Genomic DNA, 24,985 nt, shown 5'->3' with positions numbered 1-24,985 from the left:
CCCGGACCAGGCCCGGGGCGCAGTGTTCACTTGACAGAGCCGGCCAGCAGGCCGCGCACGAGGTAGCGTTGCATGGCAAAAAAGACGACCAGCGGCACCGCGATGCTGACAAAGGCCGCGGTTGCCAGGATTTCCCAGTTGCCGCCGCGCGTGCCCAGCAGCTCGACGATCTGGTTGGTCATGACCGTGGTCTGGCCCGTCGCGTCGATCAGGAAGACCTTGGCTACCAGCAGGTCGTTCCATGTCCAGAGGAACTGGAAGATCGCGAAACTGGCCAGCGCCGGGAAAGACAGAGGCAGGATGATCTTGGTAAAGATCTGGAACTCTGTCGCGCCATCCACGCGGGCATTCTCGATGATGTCCCGCGGCAGGCCGGCCATGTAATTTCGCAGCAGGTAGACCGCCAGCGGCAGGCCAAAGCCGGTGTGTGCCAGCCAGACGCCAAGATACCCTTTGCCGATACCGATGGCCAGGTGCAGCTTCAACAGCGGGATCAGCGCCAGTTGCAACGGCACCACCAAGAGGCCCACGACAAAGGCGATCAGCAATGCACGCCCCGGGAAATCCATCCAGGCCAGCGCATAGGCGGCAAAGGCGGCCACGACGATGGGGATGATCGTGGCCGGGACCGTCACCGTCAGGGTGCTGAAAAAGGCCCGCCCCATGTCGTCGGTTGTCTGCGCCCCCTCAGCGGCACCGCTGGAGAGGCCGAAAGTGGCCGCCAAGAGCACAAAGAAGATCAGCCCGCCCACAACCGGCGCCCCCTGCGCCACCAGTGCAGGCTGAGCGGCCAGCGTGTAGCGCATGGCCCCCCAGAGCACCACAGCCGCCACAAGGTAGATGCCAAGGTTCTTGAGCACATCCTGCCCCAGGACCGTGTCATAGTTGCGCAGGGTGAATTCCGGTGGGATCTCGGCGGTGACGAAGATGCGTATACCGCGACCACCGCGAATTTCCTCTTCCGATTCCACCCGGTAATCGCCGTTTTCCTGTACGGTGATCGTCCCGCCACGCCGCATTTCGGCCGTGTCACCGGGCGCGAAAGCCGAAATATCGCGCGAGGACACCCCGAAAGAAGAGATCGGGGCAGTCTCGCGCCCCTCGACGGCGAACAGGTTGCCCTCGAGCACATAGACCCCGTCCTGCTGCACCTGCGCCTCGGGGGTGTCCGTGCGCAGGGTCAGCGACTGTTCGGTCGGAAACAGCGCGTTCCACCAGCCGGATGATGCGATCTGGTCCGCCGTCCGGAAAGAGGAGACAAACAGCCCAACCGTCGGGAACAGCCAGAGCGCCACCAAGAGCACGACCGAGATATGAACCGCCCAGGTGAGCGAGGACTTGTGACCTGCGATATTGTCCATGATCCCGCTCCCTTACCGCATTTCCTTGCGGGCCTGCCGCACGTTCCAGACCAGGATCGGCGTGACCAGCAACATGATGACGATGGCCGAGGCCGAGCCCACGCCCCAGTCATTGGCGCGGAACAGCTTGTCGAACATGTAGTTGGCCAGCACCTGCGTGCCCCATTGGCCATTGGTCATCGCAAAGACGATGTCGAAGATCTTGAGCACGACCAGCGTGATTGTTGTCCAGACCACCATGATGGTCGGCATGATCTGCGGCACCTTGATCTTGAAGAAGATCTGGAACGGGTTGGCGCCATCCACGATCGCGGCTTCGACGGTCTCCTCGGGGATACCGCGCAGGGCCGCCGACAGGATCACCATCGCGAAACCGGTCTGGATCCAGACCAGGACGATCATCAGGAAGAAGTTGTTCCAGAAAGGGATCGTCAGCCATTGCTGCGGATCATTGCCGGTCAGCGAAACGTAGATCGCGTTCAGAACGCCGATCTGTTCGGCATCAGGCGGGCGCGCGTCGTAGACCAGTTTCCAGATCACCGCCGCGCCGACAAAGGAAATCGCCATCGGCATGAAGATCAATGACTTGGCGATATTGCCCCAGGAAATCCGGTCCGTCAGCTGCGCCGCCAGCAGGCCAAACGCCGTGGACAGCGCAGGCACGACAATCAGCCAGAGCATGTTGTTGCCCATCGCCTCCCAGAACTTGGATTCGCCCATCATCTGCGTGTAGTTCGCCAAGCCGATGAAAGCGCCGCCCTGGTCACGGTCGGTCAGCGACAGGCGCAGCGTCTCGAAAACCGGGTAGGCAAGGTAGAGCGTCAGCGCGAAGAGCGCCGGAAACAGGAACAGCCAGGGCCGGATCATGTTGGCACGGTTGATGTTGCGCCCCGCATTCGGCCCCTTGGCCGGGAAAAGAACTCGGTCGAGAAACTGGTTCGACGCCCAGAAATAACTGAGGCAGGCCCCCACGCCGATCACGATTGTCAGAAGCCCCTGCAATGCCGGATGCATGACGGTCCCCCCTGTTCCCTTGTTTGGGCTGTCGATGCGGGCGGCCCCGACACAGCGGGGCAGCCCGTCGATTGGCGCAATTACTTGAGCGAGTCCCAGCTGTCCTGGATTTCGGCGGCGACCTCAGCGGCGGGCTTGCCGCCGGCATAATCGACCATGCCGGTCCAGAAGCTGCCCGCGCCCACGCCACCGGGCATCAGGTCCGACCCGTCAAAGCGGAAGGTCGTCGCGTCCAGCAGGATCTGGTTCATCTTGGCAGTGGCCTCGTCCTTGAACTTGGACGGATCGACCGATTTCAGCGGCGTCATGAACCCGCCGTTGGCCATCCAGATCTCATGCGCCTCGGTGGTCTGCAGGAACGCGATCAGGTCGTGCGCGGCCTGGTTCTCGTTGGTGATCGCCCAGAGCGTGCCCGCGCCAAGAACCGGCTGCCCCAGATCCTTGCTCTCGTAGGCGGGGAAGTAGAAGAAATCGGCGTCAAGGCCCACCTCGGTGCCCTCGGGGAAGAAGGTCGGAATGAAAGAGGCCTGACGGTGCATCATGCACTGTGGCGGCGCCGAGAACAGGCCTTTGGGGCTGTCGCGGAAATCGGTCGACGCGACGGCCCCACGGCCACCGGCGACCTTGCCATCCTCGATGAAGGTGCCGAATTCCTCGATCGCGGCCACCACGCGGGGATCATCGAAGGGGATCTCGTTGGCGACCCACTGGTCATAGACCTCGGGCGGCTGGGTGCGCAGCATCAGGTCCTCGACCCAGTCCGTCGCCGGCCAACCGGTCGCACCGCCCGACCCAAGACCGACACACCACGGCGTTTCGCCATCGTCGATCATCATCTGTTCGAGTTCGCGAAGCTCTTCCATCGTCTCGGGCACTTCGTAGCCGAAATCGAGAAAGTTCTCGGGATTGTACCAGACAAGGGATTTCACATCGACCTTGTAGAAGAAGCCGAACAGTTTCTCGGCGCCCTCCTGATCGGCGTATGTGCCCAGGTCGACCCAGCTTTCGCCTGCCGCGTAATTCTCGCGGATCCAGTCGCCGGTGCCATCCTTGAGCGGGGTCAGGAAACCGCGGGACGCCATATCTGCGGCCAGGCCCGGCTGCGGGAAAATGGCGACATGCGGCGCCGAACCCGCCTCTGCATCCACGACGATCTGCTGTTCGAAACTGTCCGAGCCGACATAGGACACGTCATGGCCCGACTGCTCGGCAAAGGCATCCAGAACAGCCTCGGCCAACTCCTGGTCCGGGCCCAGCCATGGACCAAAGACGGTGAGCTTTTCGGCCTGCGCCATGCCGGCGCCCAGGGCCAGGGCCGCGACGCTCAGGTAAAACGGTGACTTCATTGGTTATCCTCCCATCCCGCGCCACCCTGCGCGGGCTCTCCTGCGTGTCCCACACCCGTCGAAACCAACGTTTCTCAAAGCGCTTTGGGTGCGGTCACTATCTGCGACTCGACCCAGCCTGTCAACGATTCACCTTTTCCTGTTGGAATTTCCATGCCGCATCGCGGCTAAGCTTTCTGCAACACAGCAACGGCCATGCTGTCTTCTCTTGACAAATCCGAAGCGCTTTGAGCCTTATCAGGACATGAACCTGAAACAGCTCGCCGAGCACCTCAACCTTTCCCAGACCACCGTCAGCCGCGCGCTGAACGGTTACCCCGAGGTCAGCGAAAAGACCCGAGAAAAGGTTTTGCGTGCCGCGCAGGAGTTGAACTACAGCCCCAACGCCAGGGCCAAGGGGCTCGCCACGGGACGCGCCCATGCCATCGGTCACGTCCTTCCGATCAGCGACCAGCACGAGATGGTGAATCCGATCTTCGGCGACTTCATCGCCGGCGCCGGTCAGACCTATTCCAAGGCGGGCTACGAGGTGGTCATCAGCCTCGTCGACGACAAGGACGAGGAACAGGCCTATCGTTCGATCCGAAACCGCGGCAATGTCGACGGGATCATCGTTCACGGTCCACGCATGACCGACAGCCGGATCGCCCTGCTGACCGAACTGGGGTTGCCTTTCGTCGTGCATGGCCGGGCCTCTCAGGTCAGCCTCCCCTATTCCTGGCTGGACACCAACAATGGGCGCGCCTTTCAGCGCGCGACCGAGTTCCTGCTGGATCTCGGGCACCGGCGGATTGCATTGATCAACGGGCTGGAGTTCATGGATTTCGCCCACCGCCGCCGCGTTGCCTATGAGGGGGCGTTGACCGACCGGGGCATCGCGCCGGACCCGGCGCTGATGCGCTCCGAAGAGATGACAGAGATCTATGGCTACCGCAGCGCGGCAGAGATGCTGTCGCTGGCCAACCCGCCCACCGGCTTCCTGGTGTCCTCGATGATCACCGCCATTGGCGTCCGCCGGGCGATCCACGAGGCCGGGCTGGAAATGGGGCGGGACGTATCCGTCATCACGCACGACGACGACCTGGGCTATTTGCGCAATGGCCACGACGTGCCGATTTTTACCGCCACGCGGTCTTCGGTACGCCTGGCCGGGATGCGGGCCGCGGAAATGCTGCTGGAGCTGATCCGCACCCCTGCGCATGCACCCCTGACCCAGTTGATGGAGGCCGAGCTGATCATCGGAAGCTCGACCGGACCCGCGCAATGAAGGTTGAACATGAAACACCAGAGATCTGACTTCCCCGAGGATTTTCTCTTCGGCTGCGCCACCTCTAGCTACCAGATCGAGGGTCACGCCTATGGCGGCGCCGGGCGCACCCAATGGGACGATTTCGCCGCCACCCCCGGCAACGTCGTCCGCTTCGAGAACGGCGACAAGGCCTGCGACCACTACCACCGGTACGGCGAAGACCTGGACCTGGTCGCACAGGCCGGGTTCGACGCCTACCGCTTTTCACTCAGCTGGGCGCGCGTTCTGCCCGAGGGGCGCGGGCCGGTGAACCAGGAGGGGCTGGATTTCTACGACCGCCTGACCGACTCGTTGCTGGATCGCGGTCTCAAGCCTTGCGCCACGCTCTATCACTGGGAATTGCCCTCGCCCCTGCTGGACCTCGGCGGATGGCGCAACCGGGATATCGCGGGCTGGTTCGCGGATTACACCCAGATCATCATGGAGCGCATCGGCGACCGGATGTTTTCCGTCGCGCCCATCAACGAGCCCTGGTGCGTCGCCTGGTTGAGCCATTTCGACGGCCACCATGCGCCGGGCGTCCGGGATATCCGGGCCACGGCCCGCGCCATGCACCACGTCCTGCTGGCACATGGCCGCGCCATCGACACCATGCGCGGACTGGGCATGAAAAACCTTGGCGGCGTCTTCAACATGGAATGGGCCGACCCTGCCGACGACAGCGCGGCCGCCCACGCCGCCGCCGACCGCTACGACGCAATCTATAACCACTGGTTCTTGAGCGGCGTGTTCAAGGGGGCCTATCCGACAGCCGCGCTGGAGGGGCTGGAGCCACATCTGCCCAAGGGTTGGCATGAGGATTTCGGAACGATCACCGCCCCGCTCGACTGGTGCGGGATCAACTACTACACGCGCAAGCTCATCGCCCCCGCCGGCCATCCCTGGCCCGATTACCGCGAGGTCGAAGGGCCGCTGCCCAAGACCTTCATGGACTGGGAAATCTATCCCGAGGGTCTCTACAAATTCCTGACTCGCACCGCCCGCGACTATACCGGCGACCTACCCCTCTACGTCACGGAGAACGGCATGGCCTCGGCAGACGTGCTGAAGGACGGCAGGATCGAGGATCCGGCCCGCACCGTCTACCTGGACGCCCATCTGGACAAGGTGCGGCAGGCCATCGCCGAGGGGGTCCCCCTCAAGGGGTATTTCACCTGGTCGCTTCTGGACAATTACGAATGGGCACTTGGGTACGAAAAGCGCTTTGGCCTTGTCCATGTCGATTTCGAGACCTTGGCGCGGACGCCCAAGGCATCGTATCACGCGCTTGCCAAAGCCCTGACCACCTGAAAGGCCACGTCATGACGCAAGAGCTTACCGTTGTCGCCGACATCGGAGGCACCAACACGCGGGTCGCCCTTTGCCGGGACGGCCAGGTGCAAGAGGACAGCATTCGCCGCTTTCGCAACTCTGAAAATGCCGGGATCGAACCGATCCTCGACAGCTATCTTGCAGAACAGCAAGTGGCCCCCGTCGGTGTCTGCGTCGACATGGCCGGGCCGGTACACGATGGGGTCGGCACCCTGACGAACCTCGACTGGACGGTGGACTCGGCTTCGCTCAAGGCGCGGACCGGTGCCGCGCGGGTCGCGGTTCTGAACGACCTTCAGGCGCAAGGCTATTCCGTCGCACACCTTGGCCAGGACAGCCTGTCGCCGATCCTGACCGGGCGCGAGGCACCGGCCGACGCCGTGCGGCTGGTGGTGAACGTGGGCACCGGGCTGAACGCCGTGCCCGTCTACACGCAGGGCGCGCGCACTCTGGTGCCCCCGGCGGAGGCTGGCCATGTCTCGCTGCTGGCGCGGGACACCGAGGAAATGCGGCTGGTCGACTGGGTGGCCGAAAGGACCGGGCACCCGGGTCTCGAGGAGATCCTGTCGGGCCGCGGGTTGGAACGTCTCCATGCCTGGGTCTGCCATGACGAGGGCGACGGCCTGCCGCTGCCGGCGGCCGAGATCATGGCCGCCTTCGAGGCCGGCGAGCCCCGCGCGCGACGTGCCGCAGGTCTCTTCGTGCGTTTCCTGGGTCGCTACGCCGGAGATCTTGCGCTGGTCACACTGCCCTTTGGCGGCATCTACCTGGTCGGCGGCGTGACGCGCCACCTGGGTCCCCACCTTCTCCACCTCGGCTTTGCCGAGGCCTTTGCCGACAAGGGACGGTTCAACGCCTACATGACCCAGTTTCCGGTCCACCTTGTCACCGACGACTACGCCGCACTCAGGGGCTGCGCCGCGCATCTGGCAGAGATCATGGCGGCCTGACCCTTCGCGCAAGAGTGCGTGCAAAAGGATTGGGCAAAGCCCTTGCCGCGCCTGCGCGCGCGGGCGATACCTGCGGGACAAGGCACTCACCGAAAGCCCCGGCATGACCCGCACCCGCCCCGCGAAGGCGCCCGCATGATCCTGCGCGCCATTTCCCTGATGATCCTCTCCATGGCCCTGCTGGCCGGGGCCGATGCCTTTTTCAAGCTGGCAACGCAGGTCGCGCCCATCGGTCAGGTCATGACCATGGTCGGGCTTGGCGGAACGATGCTGTTCATTGCCATGGCCTCCGTGATGCGGGTGCCGCTTTGGACGCGGGACGCGCTGCACCCGATGGTCCTTTTGCGCAATCTCTTCGAGATCATCGGTGCCATCGGCCTCGTCTTTGGACTGAAATACGTCTCGCTGCCGGTCTTTGCGGCCATCCTGCAAGCCGGGCCGCTGATCGTGACCCTCGGCGCGGCGATCTTTCTCAAGGAACAGGTCGGCTGGCGCCGCTGGACCGCCGTAGGCGTAGGCATCGTCGGCATGTTGATGGTCATCCGCCCAATGGGCGCAGGTTTCACCGGGTGGGAGCTTTTTGCCGTGATGGGCATCGCCGGACTGTCCGCTCGGGATCTGGTTACGCGCCTGTCGCCTTCGCATATCCCGGCCCTTGCCATCTCGACATGGGGGTTCTTTGTGACACTCCTGCCGGGCAGCATCCTGTGGCTCATGGCCTCGGGCAACAGCAGCTATACACCCGCGGCCCTCTGGCCGATCCTTGGTGCGGTCGTGGTCACGACCTCGGGCTATCTGGCCATCACCTCGGCCATGCGGCTGGCTCCGGCCTCGATCGTGGCGCCGTTCCGATATACGCGGCTGGTCTTCACCACCGGGCTGGGCGTGCTGATCTTCGGTGACCGTCCGGATTTCTGGACGCTGGCAGGCTCTGCCCTGATCCTCCTTGCGGGGCTTTATACCTTCCTGCGCGAGCGGCGACTGGCGCGCGCGGCAACGGCCTGACACTTCCGTGCCCGCTCTTGGGTGACGGAACGTCCTCAAGGGGTTACAAAGAAAGAATTTCTACTTGCTTCGGCTCGCCGTGCCCCGGGCCGCCATGGCGCGACGTTAGCGCCACCCTCGGGTACAAAGGATCGTTAGCGCTATCACTCACATTTACTTTCGCCGCGCGCCTGTTATGAAACCGGCGAACGGACAGCCTTGAGGGACCAGATCCATGAGCACCATTATCGACATCCACGCGCGCGAGATCCTCGACAGCCGCGGCAATCCCACCGTCGAAGTCGACGTCACCCTCGAAGACGGATCGATGGGCCGCGCGGCGGTGCCTTCGGGCGCCTCGACCGGCGTGCACGAAGCGGTTGAAAAGCGCGACGGCGACAAGGCCCGCTACATGGGCAAGGGCGTTCTGGATGCCGTGGCCTCCGTGAACGGCGAACTGGCCGAGGCGATCCTGGGTTTTGACGCCACCGAACAGGTCGCCATCGACCTTGCCATGTGCGAACTCGACGGAACCGAGAACAAGGGACGCCTGGGCGCCAATGCCATCCTCGGCGTGTCGCTGGCCGTGGCAAAGGCCGCCGCCGAATTCACCGGCCAACCGCTGTTCCGCTATGTTGGCGGCACCTCGGCCCGCACCCTGCCAGTGCCGATGATGAACATCATCAACGGCGGCGAACATGCCGACAACCCGATCGACATCCAGGAATTCATGATCATGCCGGTCGCCGCAAGCGACATCCGCGAAGCGGTGCGCATGGGCTCCGAAGTGTTCCACACGCTGAAAAAGGAACTGTCCTCGGCAGGAATGTCCACAGGCCTCGGCGACGAAGGCGGCTTTGCCCCGGAGCTCAAAGGCACCCGCGACGCGCTGGATTTCATCCTGAAGTCGATCGAAAAGGCCGGCTACAAGCCGGGCGAGGACATGTACCTCGCGCTGGACGCCGCCTCGACAGAGTATTTCAAGGACGGCAAGTACGAGATGAAAGGCGAGGGCCTGTCGCTGACCTCCGCCGAGAACGTCGATTATCTGGCCAAGCTCTGCGCCGAATACCCGATCATCTCGATCGAGGACGGTTGCGCCGAGGATGACTGGGACGGCTGGAAGATGCTGACCGACGCCCTGGGCGACAAGGTGCAACTGGTGGGCGACGACCTTTTCGTGACCAACCCTGCCCGCCTGGCGATGGGCATCGAGCGCGGCTCCGCGAACTCGATGCTGGTCAAGGTCAACCAGATCGGCACGCTCACGGAAACGCTGCAGGCGGTCGACATGGCGCACCGGGCGCGCATGACCAACGTGATGTCGCACCGGTCCGGCGAGACCGAGGACGCGACCATCGCCGACCTTGCCGTTGCCACCAATTGCGGCCAGATCAAGACCGGCTCGCTGGCGCGGTCGGACCGGTTGGCGAAATACAACCAGCTGATCCGGATCGAGGAGATTCTGGAAGACACCGCAATCTATGCGGGACGCAGCATCCTTCGCTGACAACCTTTTGGTTTCATAATCTTAGCAGGGCCCCAAGACACACCTTCGGGCCCTGTTCATTCGGGTAGCATTCCGAATAATGCAAGTGACGCGGCGCGGGAGATTGCGTACCCTGAGCCATGTTTTATCGTGATCACAGCCGCAGGTTCGCGCGGCCCCGGTGGAGAGACGCAGGAAATGGCCCGGCTCCCCTCCCGTGACAGCTACCAGTCCCGGCTGGACGATATGCGACGCGCCGAATTCGGGTCGCCGCTCGAGATCGTTCTCCGCTTTGCCGTCATCGCCGTGGCCGCCATCGTCTTGCTGCTTTTTATCGACCGTCAGATCGCTTTGGCGTGGGGCGCGGCCTACCTGGTCTTCGAAGGCGGGCTGGCCGTCCAGCTGCTTCGGCTGAGACAATGCCCGGCACGGTTTCGCTACTGGGGCGCGTTGGCCAGCTATGTCCTGGCCGGTCTCTGTTTCCTGGCGCTTCCACTCTACCTCGTGGCCGAACAAATGACCCCCGGCACGACCTTCGCAGGCGCGGCGGGTCTTGTGGGCTACGCGCTATATACCCTGCAACGGCCACAGCGCGAATCCGGTCTGCTGGTCGCCGATTGTGCCCTGGTCTCCATCATGATGCTGTCGCTCGTCGTCCTGCTGCAACCGCTTTTGAACGACTGGACCGACCGTCTGCTCGTCGCCTTCGTCACCCTGGCAGTGCTCGGCTACTATATCGGGTCGATGATCGTGGCCTGGCGTCTGCAGGCCGATCTGCGCACCGCCCAGAAACGCTATGCCAGCGCCCAAATGGCCCGCGCCCTGGGGCAGTTCGTCGGCGGTGTCGCGCATGAATTCAACAACCAGCTGACCGTCATCCTGGGAAATCTCGAGCTCTTCGAGACCCTGCCCGATGCCCATGAACGCCAGGCCGCCATCGAGGAAAGCCGCGCCGCTGCCGGGCGCGCGGCAGTCACGGTCCGCCAACTCATGGTCGCCAGCGGCCGCACCCGTCTGTCCCCCGCCCCCATCCCGATGGAGGCGTTCCTCTTCGATCTGGCCGAAGTCCTGAGCGACATGCTCGGCCCCGACATGCGGGTCGAGACGGCGCCCCCGACCGACCCGCTCGTGGCTCTGGCCGACCGCGACATGCTGGAAACCTGCGCCATTCAGCTTTGCCTGAACGCGCAAGAGGCGACGGGCGGACACGGGACGATCCGGATCACGGCGGAACGTCGCGGCTCCGCCAAGGGGCTGACCCCCTCGCCCGAGGCCCCCCCGCCCTATGTCGCGCTGATCGTCGAGGATAACGGGCCCGGCGTACCCGAAGAGGCCTTGCCGCGCCTGGCCGAACCCTTCTACACCACCAAGCCCCCGCACGAAGGCCGCGGCCTCGGCCTGTCCTCGGTCGCCGGCTTCACGCGACAATCCGGCGGCGGCATGATGCTGGACCGCCCGCTACGCGGCGGGTTGCGCGTCGTGCTCTACCTCGTCGAAGCGGCCGGCAACACGCCGGGCACGTCCGACGCTCAGCTCTCGGGTTCCTGGTAGATGCCCTGTTCCTTCAGCGCGTCGACCACTTCCTTGGGCATGTAGGTTTCGTCGTGCTTGGCCAGGATCTCCGAGGCCTCGAACACGCCGTCCACGTAACGACCGGTGCCGACCATGCCCTGGTTCTCCTCGAAAAGGTCCGGCAGAACGCCGGTGTAGACCACAGGCACGGTCGCGCCGCCATCGGTCACACTGAACCGGACCTGCTCGCCCGCGCCGCGCACCAATGACCCTTCCTCGACCAGCCCGCCGATGCGGAACACCTCGTTCGGTGCAGGCGGTTCCTCCATCACCTGGCTGGGCGACCGAAAGAAGTTGATACCGTCGCGCATGGCATAGCCGATCAAGACAGTCGAGACGATCAACGCCACCGCGGCCAGCGCAACGATCTGGATCCGCCTTTGTTTCTTGAGGGACTTCAGGGCCATGTGGATCCTCTTTCACCGCGTCGCGAAGCTTTGGCGCAAATATAGAGAAACCGCGGTCCCTTGGGGAGGCCCCTGCACAATTTGCCGCGCCTCCCGGCTTCTTTGGGCCCCAAATACATCCGGGAGGATGTTTGAGGAGGGCAGCGCTCTCCTCAAGGCCTGCGTGGCCTGAACGCAAAACACCATGTGCGCGCGGCCCGCGCGCCCCTTTGGATCAGGGGAAACAGGGCGCCAGCATCAGGCCCGCGGTTTCCGCCTCGCCCAGCATCAAATTGGCGTTCTGCAACGCCTGCCCGGAGCTGCCCTTGGTCAGGTTGTCCAGCGCGGCCACGATGATCGCCCGCCCCGGGCGCCGGTCGGCGCTGACCCCGACGTGGCAAAAGTTCGACCCGCGCACATGATGGGTCGACGGCGTCTCGCCAAGGGGCAGAACCTCGACAAAAGGCTCCTCCGCATAGGCCGCTGCCAGCGCGGCATGGATCGCCTGCGGATCCCCCTTGACGTAGGCGGTCGCCAGGATGCCCCGGTTGAAAGGCCCAAGGTGCGGCGTGAACTGGATCTCGACCGGGCGGCCCGCAAGCGCGCTGAACTCCTGGTCGAACTCGCCCAGGTGCCGGTGCGTCCCACCGACCGCATAGGCATTGGTGCCCTCCGACAGTTCCGCGTGCAGCAGGTTTTCCTTCAGCGACCGCCCTGCGCCACTGACACCGCATTGCAGGTCCAGGATGATCTCTTCGAGGTCGATCAACCCGCCCGAAATCAGCGGCCGCAGGATGTATTGCCCGGTTGCCGCGTTGCAGCCGGTGCCAGCCACCAGCCGCGCGCCACTGATCTGCTCGCGGTAGAACTCGGTCAGACCATAGACCGCCTCTGCCTGGGTCTCCACGGCCACATGCGCGTTGCCGTACCACTTCTCGTAGCCCAACGGATCGCGCAGCCGGAAGTCCGCCGAGAGGTCGACGATCTTCACCGATTTCGGCAGTTGCGAGATCACCTCCTGGCTGGTCTTGTGCGGCAGGGCGCAGAAACACAGGTCGATCTCGGCAAAATCGATCTGCTCCCAAGTTACCAGGTCCGGCAGGTCCAGGTGGCGCAGGTGCGGAAAGACTTGCGCCATGCTTTGCCCGGCCTTGGAATTGGCGGCCAGTGCCTTGATTTCGAACGAAGGATGGGTGGCGATCAACCGGATCAGCTCGGCCCCGGTATAGCCGGACGCACCGATGATGGCGATGGAATGGGTCATGTCAGGTCACCTGCAGAAAGGGGCGCACGGGTCGCACCGCGCGAAATGCGGGAAGCAAAGGAGAGAGGCGCCGCCGATTGGGGCGGCAACCGGGTCATCGTCGCAGGCGCGGGGCGTGAAAGGCGATCATGACGGGGCTCCTTTGACCAAAGCCTATAGCCGCCCGCTTTCCTGCAATCAATGGCGAAAACCCGACCTGTACTGTTGATCCGCGGCACGAGCGCCGCCAATATGCCGACATGGCACAGGTTGCAGGTGACAGACCCGTACCGCTCTGGCGGTTGTTTTGGCGCATGGGCGGATGGCTCACGCTCATCTTCGTGCTAATCCTCTCGATCCTGACCTTCATCAGCCACATCTCGTTGAATCTGGCACATCGGTTCGACGCCGAGGGGCGCGAGACGGCCGCCGACCTGCTAGACAAGTACCAGCGCGTCACCACCGACAGCGACGGCGACCGCGAAGTCACCTACTACTTCCAGCTCCGCTTCGAAACCAACAGAGGAGAAACGGTCAATCTCACGCGCTCTGTCGGCTCCAGCCTCTATCGCAACAGTGACATCGGGGATCGGGTGCCGATCTGGTACCTGGAAAGCGAGCCCGAGACGACCGAACTGCGGCGTGGCGAAAACCGGACCGCGTCGATCATCACGCGGTGGATTGCGCTGGTCTTTGGCATCGCGGCCCTGGTGGCCATGTGGTTCCCCGGACGCAAGGCGGTGGCCGCCGTACGGGCAAGACGATACGGCACGCGCGAAACCGCGCGCGTGACGGGCACCAAGCGCACCAATTACCGCGTCAACAACCGCTATCGCTATCGCCTGACCTGGGAAGAACAAGACGGGCGCCACGGTGAAAGCCTTGCCTACAAGGAACACCAGTTGAGCCCCTACCAGCCCGGTCAGGAAATCACTGTCTACCAGGGGATCAAGCGCGCCTGGTGGTCCGGCGACGTAGGCGAACGGCCCGGCACGTCGGACTAGCCTGGCAGAGGGCGATCACCCCCGCTCAGGCGGCCTCGAACGTGATCTTGCGGCGCAGGAACTGCGTGGCGTTCTGCGAGACTTTCAGCGGATTGCCCGTGGTCAGGAAACCGCTTTCCGTACCAGGGCCCATCATGTCCGGATGCCGCTGCAAGTAGTCCGAGAGCGATTCCGCCACCAGGTTGGCCTGCGAATAGACCGACACGTCCGGTCCCAGTGCTTCCTGAAAGATGTTCTGCATGAGAGGGTAATGGGTGCAGCCAAGGATCGCGGCCTCCGGGTCCGGCATCTTGCGTTTCAGCGCATCGACATGACTGTGCACCAGGGCCTCTGCCAGGATCATGTCGCCCTCTTCGATCGCATCGACAAGACCGCCACAGGCCTGCGCCTCGACATCGACGCCGATGGCGCGGAAGGCCAGCTCGCGCTGGAAGGCACGGCTGCGGACGGTGGCGGGCGTCGCGAACAGGGCGACATGTTTGACGGCCACTTCGCGCGGGGGGGAATTGTCGCCCCACTGACGTTCGGTCAGCGCCTCGATCAGCGGTACAAAGACGCCCAGCACGCGCTTGTCACGGGGGATCCAGCTTTCCTGCATCCGGCGCAGCGCCGCTGCCGAGGCCGTGTTGCAGGCCAGGATCACCAGGTCACAGCCCGCCTCCCACAGCCGTTCCGTCGCCGCGCAGGTCAGGTTGTAGACGTCATCGGCATCGCGCACACCGTAGGGCGCGTGCCTGTTGTCACCGAAATAGACAAAGGGCACATCCGGCAGGCGTTTCGATACCGCATCCAGCACCGTCAACCCGCCCAGGCCGCTGTCGAAGATCCCTACCGCCATGCTCTTGCGCTCCCGCCTGCCCTGCGGCGCGTCTTGTCAGTGGCGCGCCTTCGGCTTTTCCTTGTGTTTCGCTTCGAACTCGAACCCGTAGTCGTAAGACGTCAGGGGAGTCGGAGAAAGCTCATAAGTCGCTTTGCGCAGGAAATCCATCATCGCCCGCGCGTCCTTGGCCCGGGCGTCGATTTCCGCGCGCGGGATCGCCTCGCCGATGGCGACGCGCACGGGCGTGTCCACGCGTTTGCGGAATTCCTTGATGAGCAGGCCCATCCGCAAGGTCGTGTGCAGGTGGCTGGCCAACTGGAACAGCCGCGAGGTGTGTCCGTCGAAATAGATCGGGACAACCGTTGCGTTGGATTTGGCGATCATCCGGGCGGTGAAGGTCCGCCAGCCCGGGTCCATCGGCCGGCCAAAGGGCTTGCCCGCCGTGGCCACGGTGCCCCCCGGAAAGATCCCGATGCAGCCACCGCCGGCGAGATAGTCCAACGCCTCTTTCCGGGTCGCCAGGTTCTGCTGAACCGCTTCTTTCGTCTCTTCGAAACTGACAGGCAGGACGATCCGGTCCAGCTCTTGCGCCTTGCGAAAGATCTTGTGCGCCAGGATGCGGAAATCGCCGCGCACGACAGACAGGATATGGCCCAGCATAAGCCCGTCAAGGATGCCATAGGGGTGATTGGCAATGACGATCAGGGGCCCGTCCTTGGGCAGATTGTCGAGGCTACCGCCGATCACCTCGAGGCCAAGGCCATAGCGTTCGACCATGACCTGCCAGAAATCCCGCCCCTGCGCGACCTCGTGTTCGTACCCTTCGGCGCGCCGGATCAGACCGATCCGGCCCGTGGCGTTTTCCATCAGCCGGATCATGGCACGCCCACCCCGCGTACTGGCGGAATAACTGTACGAAATGTCACGTGCAATCTGACGCCGGTTCGGCATCGGCAACGGGTCCTTCTTGGTATCGATTGCCATTTTACTGTCGTTCGACCGTTGTGACCAGAATTTGTGACATTCCGATGAAGCTTTCGTGACCTGGCGCGGGCGCCTTTTCCCTTACTCCGCCGCCTCCTTCAAGGGGGTTCCGCCCTGCCGCAGGACCGAAAGCAGCTCCTCGCGCCGCTTGGCGGCCTTGGCTTCGTTCTGGGCCTTGACCGGGCCGAAACCGCGGATCTGCAGCGGCAGTTCTGCCAGGGCAACCAGCGCATCCATCGTCTCGGGGCGCGCCTTGGGCAGCCATTCGGCCATGTCGGCCTCGTACTGCTTGATCAACGCGCGCTCCATGCGGCGTTCTTCGCTGCGGCCAAAGATGTCCAGCGGCGTGCCGCGCAGACCCTTCAAGCGGGCTAGCAGTCGGAACCAGCGCAACATGCCTTCGCCAAAGGCCTTTTTCACCGGGCGCCCGTCCGCGCCGGTCTTCGACAGGATCGGCGGCGCAAGATGGAAGGTCATCCTGAAATCGCCATCGAAGGTGCCCGAAGCCTTGTCGCGGGTTTCCAGCAGCAGCCGAGCAACCTCGTATTCGTCCTTGTAGGCAAGCAGCTTGTGATAGCCCTTGGCAACGGCCTCTTTCAGGCGCTTGTCCTCGATCCCGTCGACCAGCTTGCGATAGCGTTTCGCCAGCCCCTTGCCCTGGTATTTCACCAGGTGGTCGGCACGGAAGGCGATCCTTTCATCCACGCTTTTCGGCTTGGCCACAACCTTGGGCGTCAGCAGTTCGCGGGCCTCTTGCGGGTGCAGAACGGCCCAGCGGCCGATCTCGAAGGCGCGCAGGTTCTTGTCCACAGCCGCGCCGTTCAGCTCGACCGCCTCGGCAATGGCCTCGTGGCCCAGCGGGATCAGGCCCTGCTGCCAGGCCGCGCCCAGGATCATCATGTTGGAAAAGATCGAGTCGCCCAGCGTCGCGCGGGCCAGTTCCGAGGCGTCGAAGAACGCCACCCGCTCCTGCAGGCGCGCCTCCAGCGCAAGGCGCAACTGGTCGGTAGGCAGGGTGAATTCCGTGTCGCGGGTGAAATCGCCAGTGATGATCTCATGGCTGTTGACCACCGCGCCGGTCTGGCCGGTGCGGGTCAAGCCCAGCGTCTTGGACCCGGCAGAGACCACTAGGTCGCCACCGATCAGCGCATGGGCTTCGCCGGTGGCGACGCGCACGGCACTGATGTCCGAGGGCTGTTCAGCCAGCCGCAGGTGGATATGCACCGCCCCGCCCTTCTGCGCGAGACCCGCCATTTCCATCATTGCCGCGCCTTTGCCGTCGATCTGCGCCGCCTGCGCCAACACGGCGCCGATGGTCACGACGCCGGTGCCACCGACGCCGGTGATGACGACGTTATGCGTGCCGTCGATCGCCGGCAACTCTGGCGCGGGCATCTCGGGCAGGTGCAGTTCGGTGGTCGCGGATTTCTTGACCTGCGCCCCCTCGAGGGTCACGAAGGAGGGGCAAAAGCCCTTGAGGCAGGAAAAGTCCTTGTTGCAGGCGCTCTGATCGATCTCGCGCTTGCGCCCAAGTTCGGTTTCCTTGGGGGTAATGGCCACGCAGTTCGACTGCACCCCGCAATCGCCGCAGCCCTCGCAGACATCGGTGTTGATGAAGACGCGCTGATCCGGGTCCGGGAAATTTCCGCGCTTGCGGCGGCGACGTTTCTCGGCGGCGCAGGTCTGGACGTAGATGATGGCGGTGACACCCTCTGTCTGCGCCATGCGTTTCTGCACGGTCTCCATCTCTGCCCGCTCGAATGTCTGCACGCCGTCCGGAAAGGAGGCAGGGTTCACCTCTTCCTTTTCGTCGTAGACGACGGCGACGGATTCGACGCCCATCGCCTTGACCTCGGCGGCAATGCGCTGCGGCGTCAGCCCGCCCTCGTTCTTCTGCCCGCCGGTCATGGCGACGGCATCGTTGAAAAGGATCTTGTAGGTGATGTTGGTGCCTGCGGCGAGCGCGGCGCGGATCGCCTGCACACCGGAGTGGTTATAGGTGCCATCGCCCAGGTTCTGGAACACATGGGGACGCTTGGAAAACGGTGCCTCGCCGATCCAGTTCGCGCCCTCGGCCCCCATGTGGGTAAAGCCCAATGTCTCGCGGTCCATCCACTGCACCATGTAGTGACAGCCGATGCCGGCATAGGCGCGGCTGCCCTCGGGCACCTTGGTCGAACTGTTGTGCGGACACCCGGCGCAGAAATAGGGCAGACGGGCGGCAATCTCGGGCAGGTTGTCCGCCCGCGCTGCCTCTTCGATCTGCGTCAGCCCGGCCTTGATCCGGTCTGTGCCCCGGCCCTCTTCTACAAAGATCTCGCCCAGCTTGCGCGCGATCCAGGTGGGGTCCAGCGCGCCGCGTGTCGGGAACAGCTCATCCCGATGCATCCCGCCTGCCCCGCCCTTGTACCAGCCATAGACGCGGCGGCCCTGGCGGTTGTCGAACAGGGCCTCCTTGATCTGGACCTCGATCAGCTTGCGCTTTTCCTCGATGACCACGATCAGGTCGAGCCCTTCGGCCCAGTCGTAGAACCCCTGCATGTCCAGCGGAAAGACCTGCCCGACCTTGTAGGTCGTGATCCCCAACCGCTCAGCCTCGCCCTCGTCGATGCCAAGCAGCGACATGGCGTGTTGCAGGTCGAGCCAGTTCTTGCCCGCGGCCACCAGGCCGATCTTGGCGCCCGGCTTGCCCCACATGCGTTTGTCCATGCCGTTGGCACGGGAAAACGCCTCGGCGGCGAAACGCTTGTAGTCGATCATCCGCGCCTCTTGCGCATGCGGAGTATCCTGGAGGCGAATGTTCAGCCCGCCCTCGGGCATGTCGAAGTCAGGCATGACCAGTTGTACCCGGTCCGGCCGGCCATCGACGACCGCCGTCGCCTCGATCGTGTCCTTCATCGTCTTGAGGCCGACCCAGAGGCCGGAAAAGCGCGACAATGCATAGCCGTAAAGGCCGTAGTCCAGGATTTCCTGCACGCCGGCGGGCGAGACGACGGGCATGTAGGCATCCACCAAGGCCCATTCGGACTGGTGCAGCACGGTGGAGGATTCGCCGGTATGGTCGTCCCCCATCGCCATCAGCACGCCACCATGTTGCGACGTGCCCGCCATGTTGGCATGGCGCATGGCATCGCCGGAGCGGTCTACGCCCGGCCCCTTGCCGTACCAGAGGCCAAAGACACCATCGAACTTGCCCTCGCCGCGCAATTCCGCCTGCTGGCTGCCCCAGAGCGCGGTCGCGGCCAGGTCTTCGTTCAACCCTTCCTCGAATTTCACATCGGCGGCGCGCAAGTGCTTTTCGGCCCGGCGCATCTGCATGTCGACCGCGCCCAGCGGGGACCCCCGGTAACCGGTGACATAGCCTGCGGTGTTGAGCCCGGCGGCCCGGTCGCGGGCCTTCTGGGTCAGCATCAGTCGGACAAGGGCCTGGGTCCCGTTCAGCAGAACCTTGTCCTTGTCCAGGTCGAACCGGTCGTTCAGCGTAATCTGGTGCTTGCTCATCGCGCGCCTCCTAACGCAGAAGATATGTGCATTCACGATGAAATATAGGTCAGAAAGTATGACCTGAACAGGTAAAATAACGCCAAAATGACGTGTTAGTCCTGTATAGCCCTTAACAAACGCATTCTGTCGTATAAGGAGACAGACAAACAAGACTGTGGTGACATGGATTGGGATAAGCTCAGAATATTTCACGCGGTTGCTGATGCAGGCAGCCTCACGCACGCGGGCGATACGCTGCACCTGTCCCAATCGGCGGTGTCGCGGCAGATCCGTGCGCTCGAGGAATCGCTGAACACCACCCTGTTCCACCGCCACGCCCGAGGGCTGATCCTGACGGAACAGGGTGAATTGCTGTTCGACGCGACGATTGCCATGATCAAGCGGATCGACGCGGCCACCGCCCGCATCCGCGACAGCGAGGAAGAGGTCTTTGGAAAGCTGCGCGTGACCACCACGCATGGCTTCGGCGTGCTCTGGCTGGCACCGCGGCTGACCAAGCTGTACGAGAAGTACCCCGAGCTGAACATCGACCTGATGCTGGAGGAACGCGTGTTGGACCTGCCCATGCGCGAGGCCGACGTGGCCATCCGCATGAAGGAACCCAGCCAGGCCGATCTTATCCGCAAGCGGCTGATGAGCATCCGGATGCGGCTCTACGCATCGCCGCAATACCTTGAGGCGCACGGCGAACCCAAGGCGTTGGCGGACATGAAGGCCCACCGGCTGATCTGCCAGAATCCGAATTCGGCGCAGGTCGCCTCGGGCAAGGCGCTGGTCCAGGAACTGCTGACCTACGAATTGCCGGCCACGCTGACCGTGAACAACTATTTCGGCGTGTTGCAGGCCGTGATCTCGAACCTCGGAATCGGTGTCTTGCCCGATTACATCATCGAGGACTTCCCCAATGTCGTGCGCGTCCTCCCCGCGGTCGAGTCGGTCGAAGTGCCGGTGTTCCTCGCGTACCCGGAAGAGTTGAGACAATCCAAGCGTGTAGCCGCTTTCCGCGACTTCGTTCAGGAAGAAATCATGGCCCATCGCCGCCAGGTTCGCGCGATGGGAGACGACTGAACTCGCCCTAAACGCGCATGAATCACTGTGGTATGCGCATCACGCATAGCGGGAATGCTGCGACTGCGACGTGAAATGACTTGATCGAGTCAGTCGTGATGACATATTCGGCAGACGAACGATGAAACGCTCAATCGCGGTTCATCTTCATACCTCCCTGTTGGACTTCGGCCGAGCTTTGTGCTCGGCCTTTTTTTTGGCCCAACCGTTGGTGTCTGAATTTCCACCAGATCCTGTGGCGCATGACACGACGGTCGCTTGATCTGGATCGCAGGCCAACAGGTGACCAAACGTCAATCAATAGCGGCCAGTGAGAATTGCCATCTTTTTCATCACCCGCTCTGACAAATGGCCGAAAATTCACATCCCGGCACATTTCGCCGTTGCACGCGTAGGGAGAGTGGCGGAAGATTCGCTCCGCCAAGGGTTCGCTTGAAGGACCCAAGCCCAAGGGCGGCGCCCTCCTCTCCCTTCGCACCTGCAGCATGAATAGCATCCGCGCACATGCGCCCCCTTTCCCTGCGTCTAGCCATCGCGTAAAGACCGCTCGACAGTGCAGACGGGGGAAAAACGATGCAGGAACCGGCCATCACCGAAGAGCTGATCGAGGCGCACGGGATCAAGCCCGACGAATACGCCGAGATCCTGCGTATCCTGAATCGCGAACCCAGCTTTACCGAGCTGGGCATTTTCTCGGCCATGTGGAACGAACACTGTTCCTACAAGTCATCCAAGATCCACCTGAAGAAACTGCCGACCAGCGGCCCTCAGGTGATCTGCGGCCCGGGTGAGAACGCTGGCGTCGTGGACATCGGCGACGGCCAGGCCGTGGTCTTCAAGATGGAAAGCCACAACCACCCCTCGTACATCGAACCCTACCAGGGCGCGGCCACCGGCGTGGGCGGCATCCTGCGCGACGTCTTCACGATGGGCGCGCGGCCCATCGCGGCGATGAACTCGCTTAGCTTTGGCGAAAAGAACCACCCGAAAACCCGCCAGCTGGTACATGGGGTGGTCGAAGGGATCGGCGGCTACGGCAACGCCTTCGGCGTGCCCACGGTCGGCGGCGAGGCCCGGTTCCACCCCGCTTACAACGGCAACTGCCTGGTGAACGCCTTTGCGGCCGGGCTGGCCGATGCGGACAAGATCTTTTACTCCGCCGCCAGCGGCGTCGGCCGCCCGGTGGTCTATTTGGGCGCCAAGACGGGCCGCGACGGTGTCGGCGGTGCGACGATGGCCAGCGCCGAGTTCGACGAGTCGATCGAGGAAAAGCGCCCCACCGTCCAGGTCGGTGACCCTTTCACCGAAAAACGTCTGATGGAAGCGACGCTGGAACTGATGCAGACCGGCGCCGTCATTTCCATCCAGGACATGGGCGCGGCGGGCCTGACCTGTTCTGCGGTCGAAATGGGCGACAAAGGCCAACTGGGCATCCGGCTGGACCTGGAGAACGTGCCCCAGCGCGAAACCAACATGACCGCCTACGAGATGATGCTGTCCGAAAGCCAGGAGCGGATGCTCATGGTGCTGGACCCCGCGAAAGAGGCCGAGGCCAAGGCCGTCTTCGACAAGTGGGACCTGGACTTTGCCATCGTCGGCGAAACGATCCCCGAGGATCGCTTCCTGATCATGCACAACGGCGAATGCAAGGCGGACATGCCCCTGTCGCGCCTGTCGTCCTCTGCCCCGGAATACGACCGCCCTTGGGAGCCGACCGAACCGCCTGCGCCCCTCGAGGACGTGCCGCAGGTCGATCCCGTGGACGCGCTGAAAATGCTGGTGTCCAGCCCCAACTACTGCGCGCGGTCTTGGATCTACGAGCAATACGACAGCCAGGTCATGGCCGACACCATGCGCGTGCCCGGTTTTGGCGCCGGCGTCATCCGCGTGCATGGCACCCACAAGAAGTTGGCCTTCACCAGTGACGTGACCCCCCGCTACGTCAAGGCCAACCCGGTCGAGGGTGGCAAGCAGGCGGTGGCAGAGGCCTATCGCAACCTCTGCGCGGTGGGGGCCAAGCCTTTGGCCACAACCGACAACCTGAACTTCGGGAACCCCGAAAAGCCCGAGATCATGGGCCAGTTCGTCGGCGCGCTGGACGGCATCGGTCAGGCCTGCCTTGCGCTGGACATGCCGATCGTCTCGGGCAACGTCTCGCTTTACAATGAAACCGACGGTCAAGGCATCCTGCCGACGCCAACCATCGGCGCAGTGGGCCTGATCGCGGCGGACGAGGAACCGATCCTCGACTACGCGCGCGACGGCCATGTCGCTCTTTTGGTCGGCGAAACCGAAGGCCACCTTGGACAATCCGCCCTGCTCTACGAGGTGTTCAACCGCGAAGAAGGTGACGCGCCTGCGGTCGACCTCGCCGCCGAGAAGGCGACCGGTGAATTCATCCGCGCCAACCGTGACTGGATCCGCTGCTGTACCGACCTCTCGGATGGCGGGCTGGCCCTTGCAGCTTTCGAAATGGCCGCAGCCTCGGGCGTGGGCCTGCACCTGGACACCGATGACACGGCCACCTTGTTCGGCGAGGATCAGGGCCGTTACCTGATCGCCTGCAACTTCGACTCGGCCGAGGCGCTGATGATCGCCGCAGGCCAGGCCGGGGTGCCGATAACCGCCGTGGGCCGCTTTACCGGCGACAAGGTTCGCTTCGGCAAATCCGAAGCGCCCTTGGCAGAACTGGTTGACCTGTCGAAGGGGGCGCTGGAACAGCATTTCGGCTGAGCTGCGGCAAATGACGGAAAACGCGGAAACGCCACCTTTCCGAGGGCGGCGTTCCGCCCCATATTCCCCTCATGCTGAAGCTGACCCCGATCCTGCTCGCCCTGGCCTATGGGCTGATCTACTACCGCTTTTCCGCCTGGCGCACGGCGAAGGAGCTGGATTCCCAGTCAACGGAACTGGCCGACCCCAAGCTGAAGCGGTTGACCGACCGCATGGCCGCCGCGCTGGACCTGCCCCGCATCCGCGTGAACATCTACGAGATCGACCCGATCAACGGGCTTGCAGCGCCGGACGGGCGGATCTTCATCACGCGCGGCTTCTATCGCAAATATCAGCAGGGCGAGGTCAGCGCCGAGGAATTGGCCAGCGTGATCGCCCACGAACTGGGCCATGTTGCCCTCGGGCACACACGGCGGCGAATGATCGATTTTTCCGGGCAGAACGCCCTGCGAACTGCCCTGGCGATGGTCCTCGGGCGCATCCTGCCCGGCATCGGCGTCTTCATTGCCAACGGACTGGCCTCGCTCTTGGCGGCACGTCTGTCGCGCACTGACGAATACGAGGCCGACGCCTATGCGGCCGCCCTGTTGACCAAGGCCGGCATCGGTGTGGCGCCACAGAAGTCGCTGTTCGGCAAGCTCGAGGATCTGACCAGGTCGCGTGCCGGCGCCGTGCCGGCATGGCTGATGTCACACCCGAAGACATCCGAACGGATCAAGGCACTGGAAGTGCTCGAGACGCGCTGGGACCAGGGCTGAGCCTGTTCAGGCCGTCAGGTCGAACTCTGCCTCTGCCACATCCTGCCCGTTGACCTGCACGATGATCCGGTGAAGGCCGGGATGCAGGGTATAGGTGGTGGCATTGCCCTTGAGCGTATGGCGCTTGGACAGGCGCAGTGTCTGTCCCGGGAGCAGCTTGCCGGTCTTCAGCTTGTAGACCTTTTCCGCCGCGCCCCTTGGACGGTTGAACCGCAGGCGGAAATCCACCAGCACCGGCAGCGCCTCGTCCGCCTCCAGCAGCACGTCGAATTCCAGCGCGTCACCGATCCGCACGTTTTCCGACAGCCCCTCTATCCGCGCGCGGACCTGGCCCGGGCGATAGCCCAGCAATTCCAGCGCCGGCGCTTCGCCCCGCTTGACCGCCGTGCGCAGGGCGTGACGGATGATCCAGTCCATTTCCTTGGTGTCCTGCCGCCCCTGCGATTGCCAGTCGCGCAGATGCGCCACCACCCGGTCCGGCATGACTTTGGACAGGTCGTTCATGTGATTGGCCACCGACCGCGTGACATAGCGCGTCCTGTCCGCGTGCAGCCGGTCAAGGAAGCGCAGCGGAACCGCCGGGTCCAGCGTGATGTTCGCAGCCCAGGGCAGGCGCGGGCGCGTGCCCTCGCTGACCAGTCGCCGGACGTGATAGTTGTCGTCCCCCGACCAAGCGTCCAGACGGGCGAGGGTCTCGTCCGGCCAACGGTTCAGAAAGGGCCGGATATAGAACTCCATCGAGAACCGTTTGGTTGCCTCGTACAGCAGGTCCAGCGCGCGGTCGCGATGGTCCTCCAGCCCATGCCGCACGGCCAGGATGCCCGGCACCGCGTGGATGAACCGGCCAAAGTCATCATCGCTCAGTGCCGGGTCCAGGGGTGGCGGCATGGCCGCCTCCAGCGCATCGGCCATCGCGGGGAACGGTCCGGGCAACTGCCGCTCGACACAGGTGGCGATCCAGTCCAGCCGCTCGAGCAGGCCGCGCCCGTCCAGTCCGCCGAGCGCCTCCTCGTGGAAACGATCAGCGTCAAAGCCGGGCAAAACGGCATAGTCCTGCGCGAGATCGCGCAAGCTGTCCGCGTTGAACAATTGATCGGCAAGGGAAAACCCCGCGCCGCCGCCCTGCCCGTCCGGTCCGCGTGCCATGTG

Annotated in this window: 19 protein-coding genes; 10 read left to right on the top strand and 9 right to left on the bottom strand. The window is 63.8% G+C overall.

What is annotated here, in order from left to right; all coding sequences use genetic code 11:
- Nucleotides 1-26 precede the first annotated feature (26 nt).
- The 3 genes from RBB42_RS04380 to RBB42_RS04370 all read right to left on the bottom strand — a co-directional run bounded on the left by RBB42_RS04380 (nucleotide 27) and on the right by RBB42_RS04370 (nucleotide 3,721).
- Nucleotides 27-1,361, bottom strand: a complete 1,335-nt coding sequence (locus RBB42_RS04380) for a carbohydrate ABC transporter permease (RefSeq protein WP_305968290.1) — start codon at nucleotides 1,359-1,361, stop codon at nucleotides 27-29.
- Between the two features lie 12 nt (nucleotides 1,362-1,373).
- Nucleotides 1,374-2,375 (bottom strand): carbohydrate ABC transporter permease, encoded by a 1,002-nt coding sequence (locus RBB42_RS04375; protein ID WP_305968289.1) that lies wholly within the window; start codon nucleotides 2,373-2,375, stop codon nucleotides 1,374-1,376.
- 80 nt (nucleotides 2,376-2,455) lie between these two features.
- Nucleotides 2,456-3,721, bottom strand: coding sequence for an ABC transporter substrate-binding protein (locus tag RBB42_RS04370; RefSeq protein ID WP_305968288.1), 1,266 nt, complete (start codon nucleotides 3,719-3,721; stop codon nucleotides 2,456-2,458).
- A gap of 244 nt (nucleotides 3,722-3,965) precedes the next feature.
- Between RBB42_RS04370 and RBB42_RS04365 the strand changes: the two genes are divergently transcribed.
- From RBB42_RS04365 to RBB42_RS04340, 6 genes are all read left to right on the top strand, one after another.
- Nucleotides 3,966-4,988 (top strand): substrate-binding domain-containing protein, encoded by a 1,023-nt coding sequence (locus RBB42_RS04365; protein ID WP_305968287.1) that lies wholly within the window; start codon nucleotides 3,966-3,968, stop codon nucleotides 4,986-4,988.
- A gap of 9 nt (nucleotides 4,989-4,997) precedes the next feature.
- Nucleotides 4,998-6,320, top strand: a complete 1,323-nt coding sequence (locus tag RBB42_RS04360; protein ID WP_305968286.1) for a GH1 family beta-glucosidase — start codon at nucleotides 4,998-5,000, stop codon at nucleotides 6,318-6,320.
- Between the two features lie 11 nt (nucleotides 6,321-6,331).
- A complete protein-coding gene (locus tag RBB42_RS04355; RefSeq protein WP_305968285.1) occupies nucleotides 6,332-7,291 on the top strand; it encodes a glucokinase in 960 nt (319 codons plus the stop codon).
- Between the two features lie 135 nt (nucleotides 7,292-7,426).
- Complete coding sequence (locus RBB42_RS04350) at nucleotides 7,427-8,296, top strand: DMT family transporter (protein WP_305968284.1); 870 nt, start codon at nucleotides 7,427-7,429, stop codon at nucleotides 8,294-8,296.
- Nucleotides 8,297-8,510: 214 nt separating this feature from the next.
- Nucleotides 8,511-9,785, top strand: a complete 1,275-nt coding sequence (eno, locus tag RBB42_RS04345; RefSeq protein WP_305968283.1) for a phosphopyruvate hydratase — start codon at nucleotides 8,511-8,513, stop codon at nucleotides 9,783-9,785.
- A gap of 177 nt (nucleotides 9,786-9,962) precedes the next feature.
- Nucleotides 9,963-11,315, top strand: a complete 1,353-nt coding sequence (locus tag RBB42_RS04340) for a sensor histidine kinase (RefSeq protein WP_306043602.1) — start codon at nucleotides 9,963-9,965, stop codon at nucleotides 11,313-11,315.
- Here RBB42_RS04340 and ccmE read toward each other — a convergent pair.
- Both ccmE and argC read right to left on the bottom strand, forming a co-directional pair.
- Nucleotides 11,294-11,743: a cytochrome c maturation protein CcmE gene (gene ccmE, locus RBB42_RS04335; RefSeq protein ID WP_305968281.1), complete on the bottom strand. Its 450-nt coding sequence runs from the start codon at nucleotides 11,741-11,743 to the stop codon at nucleotides 11,294-11,296. The genes RBB42_RS04340 and ccmE overlap by 22 nt on opposite strands.
- 214 nt (nucleotides 11,744-11,957) lie before the next feature.
- Entirely contained in the window at nucleotides 11,958-12,986 is a 1,029-nt protein-coding gene (gene argC / locus RBB42_RS04330; protein ID WP_305968280.1) for an N-acetyl-gamma-glutamyl-phosphate reductase, read from the bottom strand.
- Nucleotides 12,987-13,225: 239 nt separating this feature from the next.
- Here argC and RBB42_RS04325 point away from each other — a divergent pair, with 239 nt between their 5' ends.
- Complete coding sequence (locus RBB42_RS04325) at nucleotides 13,226-13,969, top strand: DUF3592 domain-containing protein (RefSeq protein ID WP_305968279.1); 744 nt, start codon at nucleotides 13,226-13,228, stop codon at nucleotides 13,967-13,969.
- Nucleotides 13,970-13,994: 25 nt separating this feature from the next.
- Here the strand turns inward: RBB42_RS04325 and murI are convergent, their stop codons facing one another.
- The 3 genes from murI to RBB42_RS04310 form a co-directional block, all read right to left on the bottom strand.
- A complete protein-coding gene (murI, locus tag RBB42_RS04320; protein WP_305968278.1) occupies nucleotides 13,995-14,807 on the bottom strand; it encodes a glutamate racemase in 813 nt (270 codons plus the stop codon).
- Between the two features lie 36 nt (nucleotides 14,808-14,843).
- Nucleotides 14,844-15,740 (bottom strand): lysophospholipid acyltransferase family protein, encoded by an 897-nt coding sequence (locus RBB42_RS04315; RefSeq protein WP_305968307.1) that lies wholly within the window; start codon nucleotides 15,738-15,740, stop codon nucleotides 14,844-14,846.
- Nucleotides 15,741-15,854: 114 nt separating this feature from the next.
- Complete coding sequence (locus RBB42_RS04310) at nucleotides 15,855-19,274, bottom strand: indolepyruvate ferredoxin oxidoreductase family protein (RefSeq protein WP_305968277.1); 3,420 nt, start codon at nucleotides 19,272-19,274, stop codon at nucleotides 15,855-15,857.
- 165 nt (nucleotides 19,275-19,439) lie between these two features.
- Here RBB42_RS04310 and RBB42_RS04305 point away from each other — a divergent pair, with 165 nt between their 5' ends.
- The 3 genes from RBB42_RS04305 (at nucleotide 19,440) to RBB42_RS04295 (ending at nucleotide 23,836) form a co-directional block, all read left to right on the top strand.
- Complete coding sequence (locus RBB42_RS04305) at nucleotides 19,440-20,345, top strand: LysR family transcriptional regulator (RefSeq protein ID WP_305968276.1); 906 nt, start codon at nucleotides 19,440-19,442, stop codon at nucleotides 20,343-20,345.
- 573 nt (nucleotides 20,346-20,918) lie between these two features.
- A complete protein-coding gene (gene purL / locus RBB42_RS04300) occupies nucleotides 20,919-23,078 on the top strand; it encodes a phosphoribosylformylglycinamidine synthase subunit PurL (RefSeq protein ID WP_305968275.1) in 2,160 nt (719 codons plus the stop codon).
- 71 nt (nucleotides 23,079-23,149) lie between these two features.
- Nucleotides 23,150-23,836 (top strand): M48 family metalloprotease, encoded by a 687-nt coding sequence (locus RBB42_RS04295; RefSeq protein ID WP_305968274.1) that lies wholly within the window; start codon nucleotides 23,150-23,152, stop codon nucleotides 23,834-23,836.
- Between the two features lie 6 nt (nucleotides 23,837-23,842).
- On the opposite strand, the gene RBB42_RS04290 is transcribed toward RBB42_RS04295, so the two are convergent.
- Nucleotides 23,843-24,982, bottom strand: coding sequence for a YhaZ family DNA alkylation repair protein (locus RBB42_RS04290; protein WP_305968273.1), 1,140 nt, complete (start codon nucleotides 24,980-24,982; stop codon nucleotides 23,843-23,845).
- Nucleotides 24,983-24,985 lie beyond the last annotated feature (3 nt).

The sequence above is a fragment of the Mameliella sp. MMSF_3455 genome (assembly GCF_030733205.1).
In the GTDB taxonomy this organism is placed as follows: Bacteria; Pseudomonadota; Alphaproteobacteria; order Rhodobacterales; family Rhodobacteraceae; genus Antarctobacter.
Note: the sequence above shows the minus strand (reverse complement) of the source record. Positions and strands in the feature narration are given on the sequence as shown.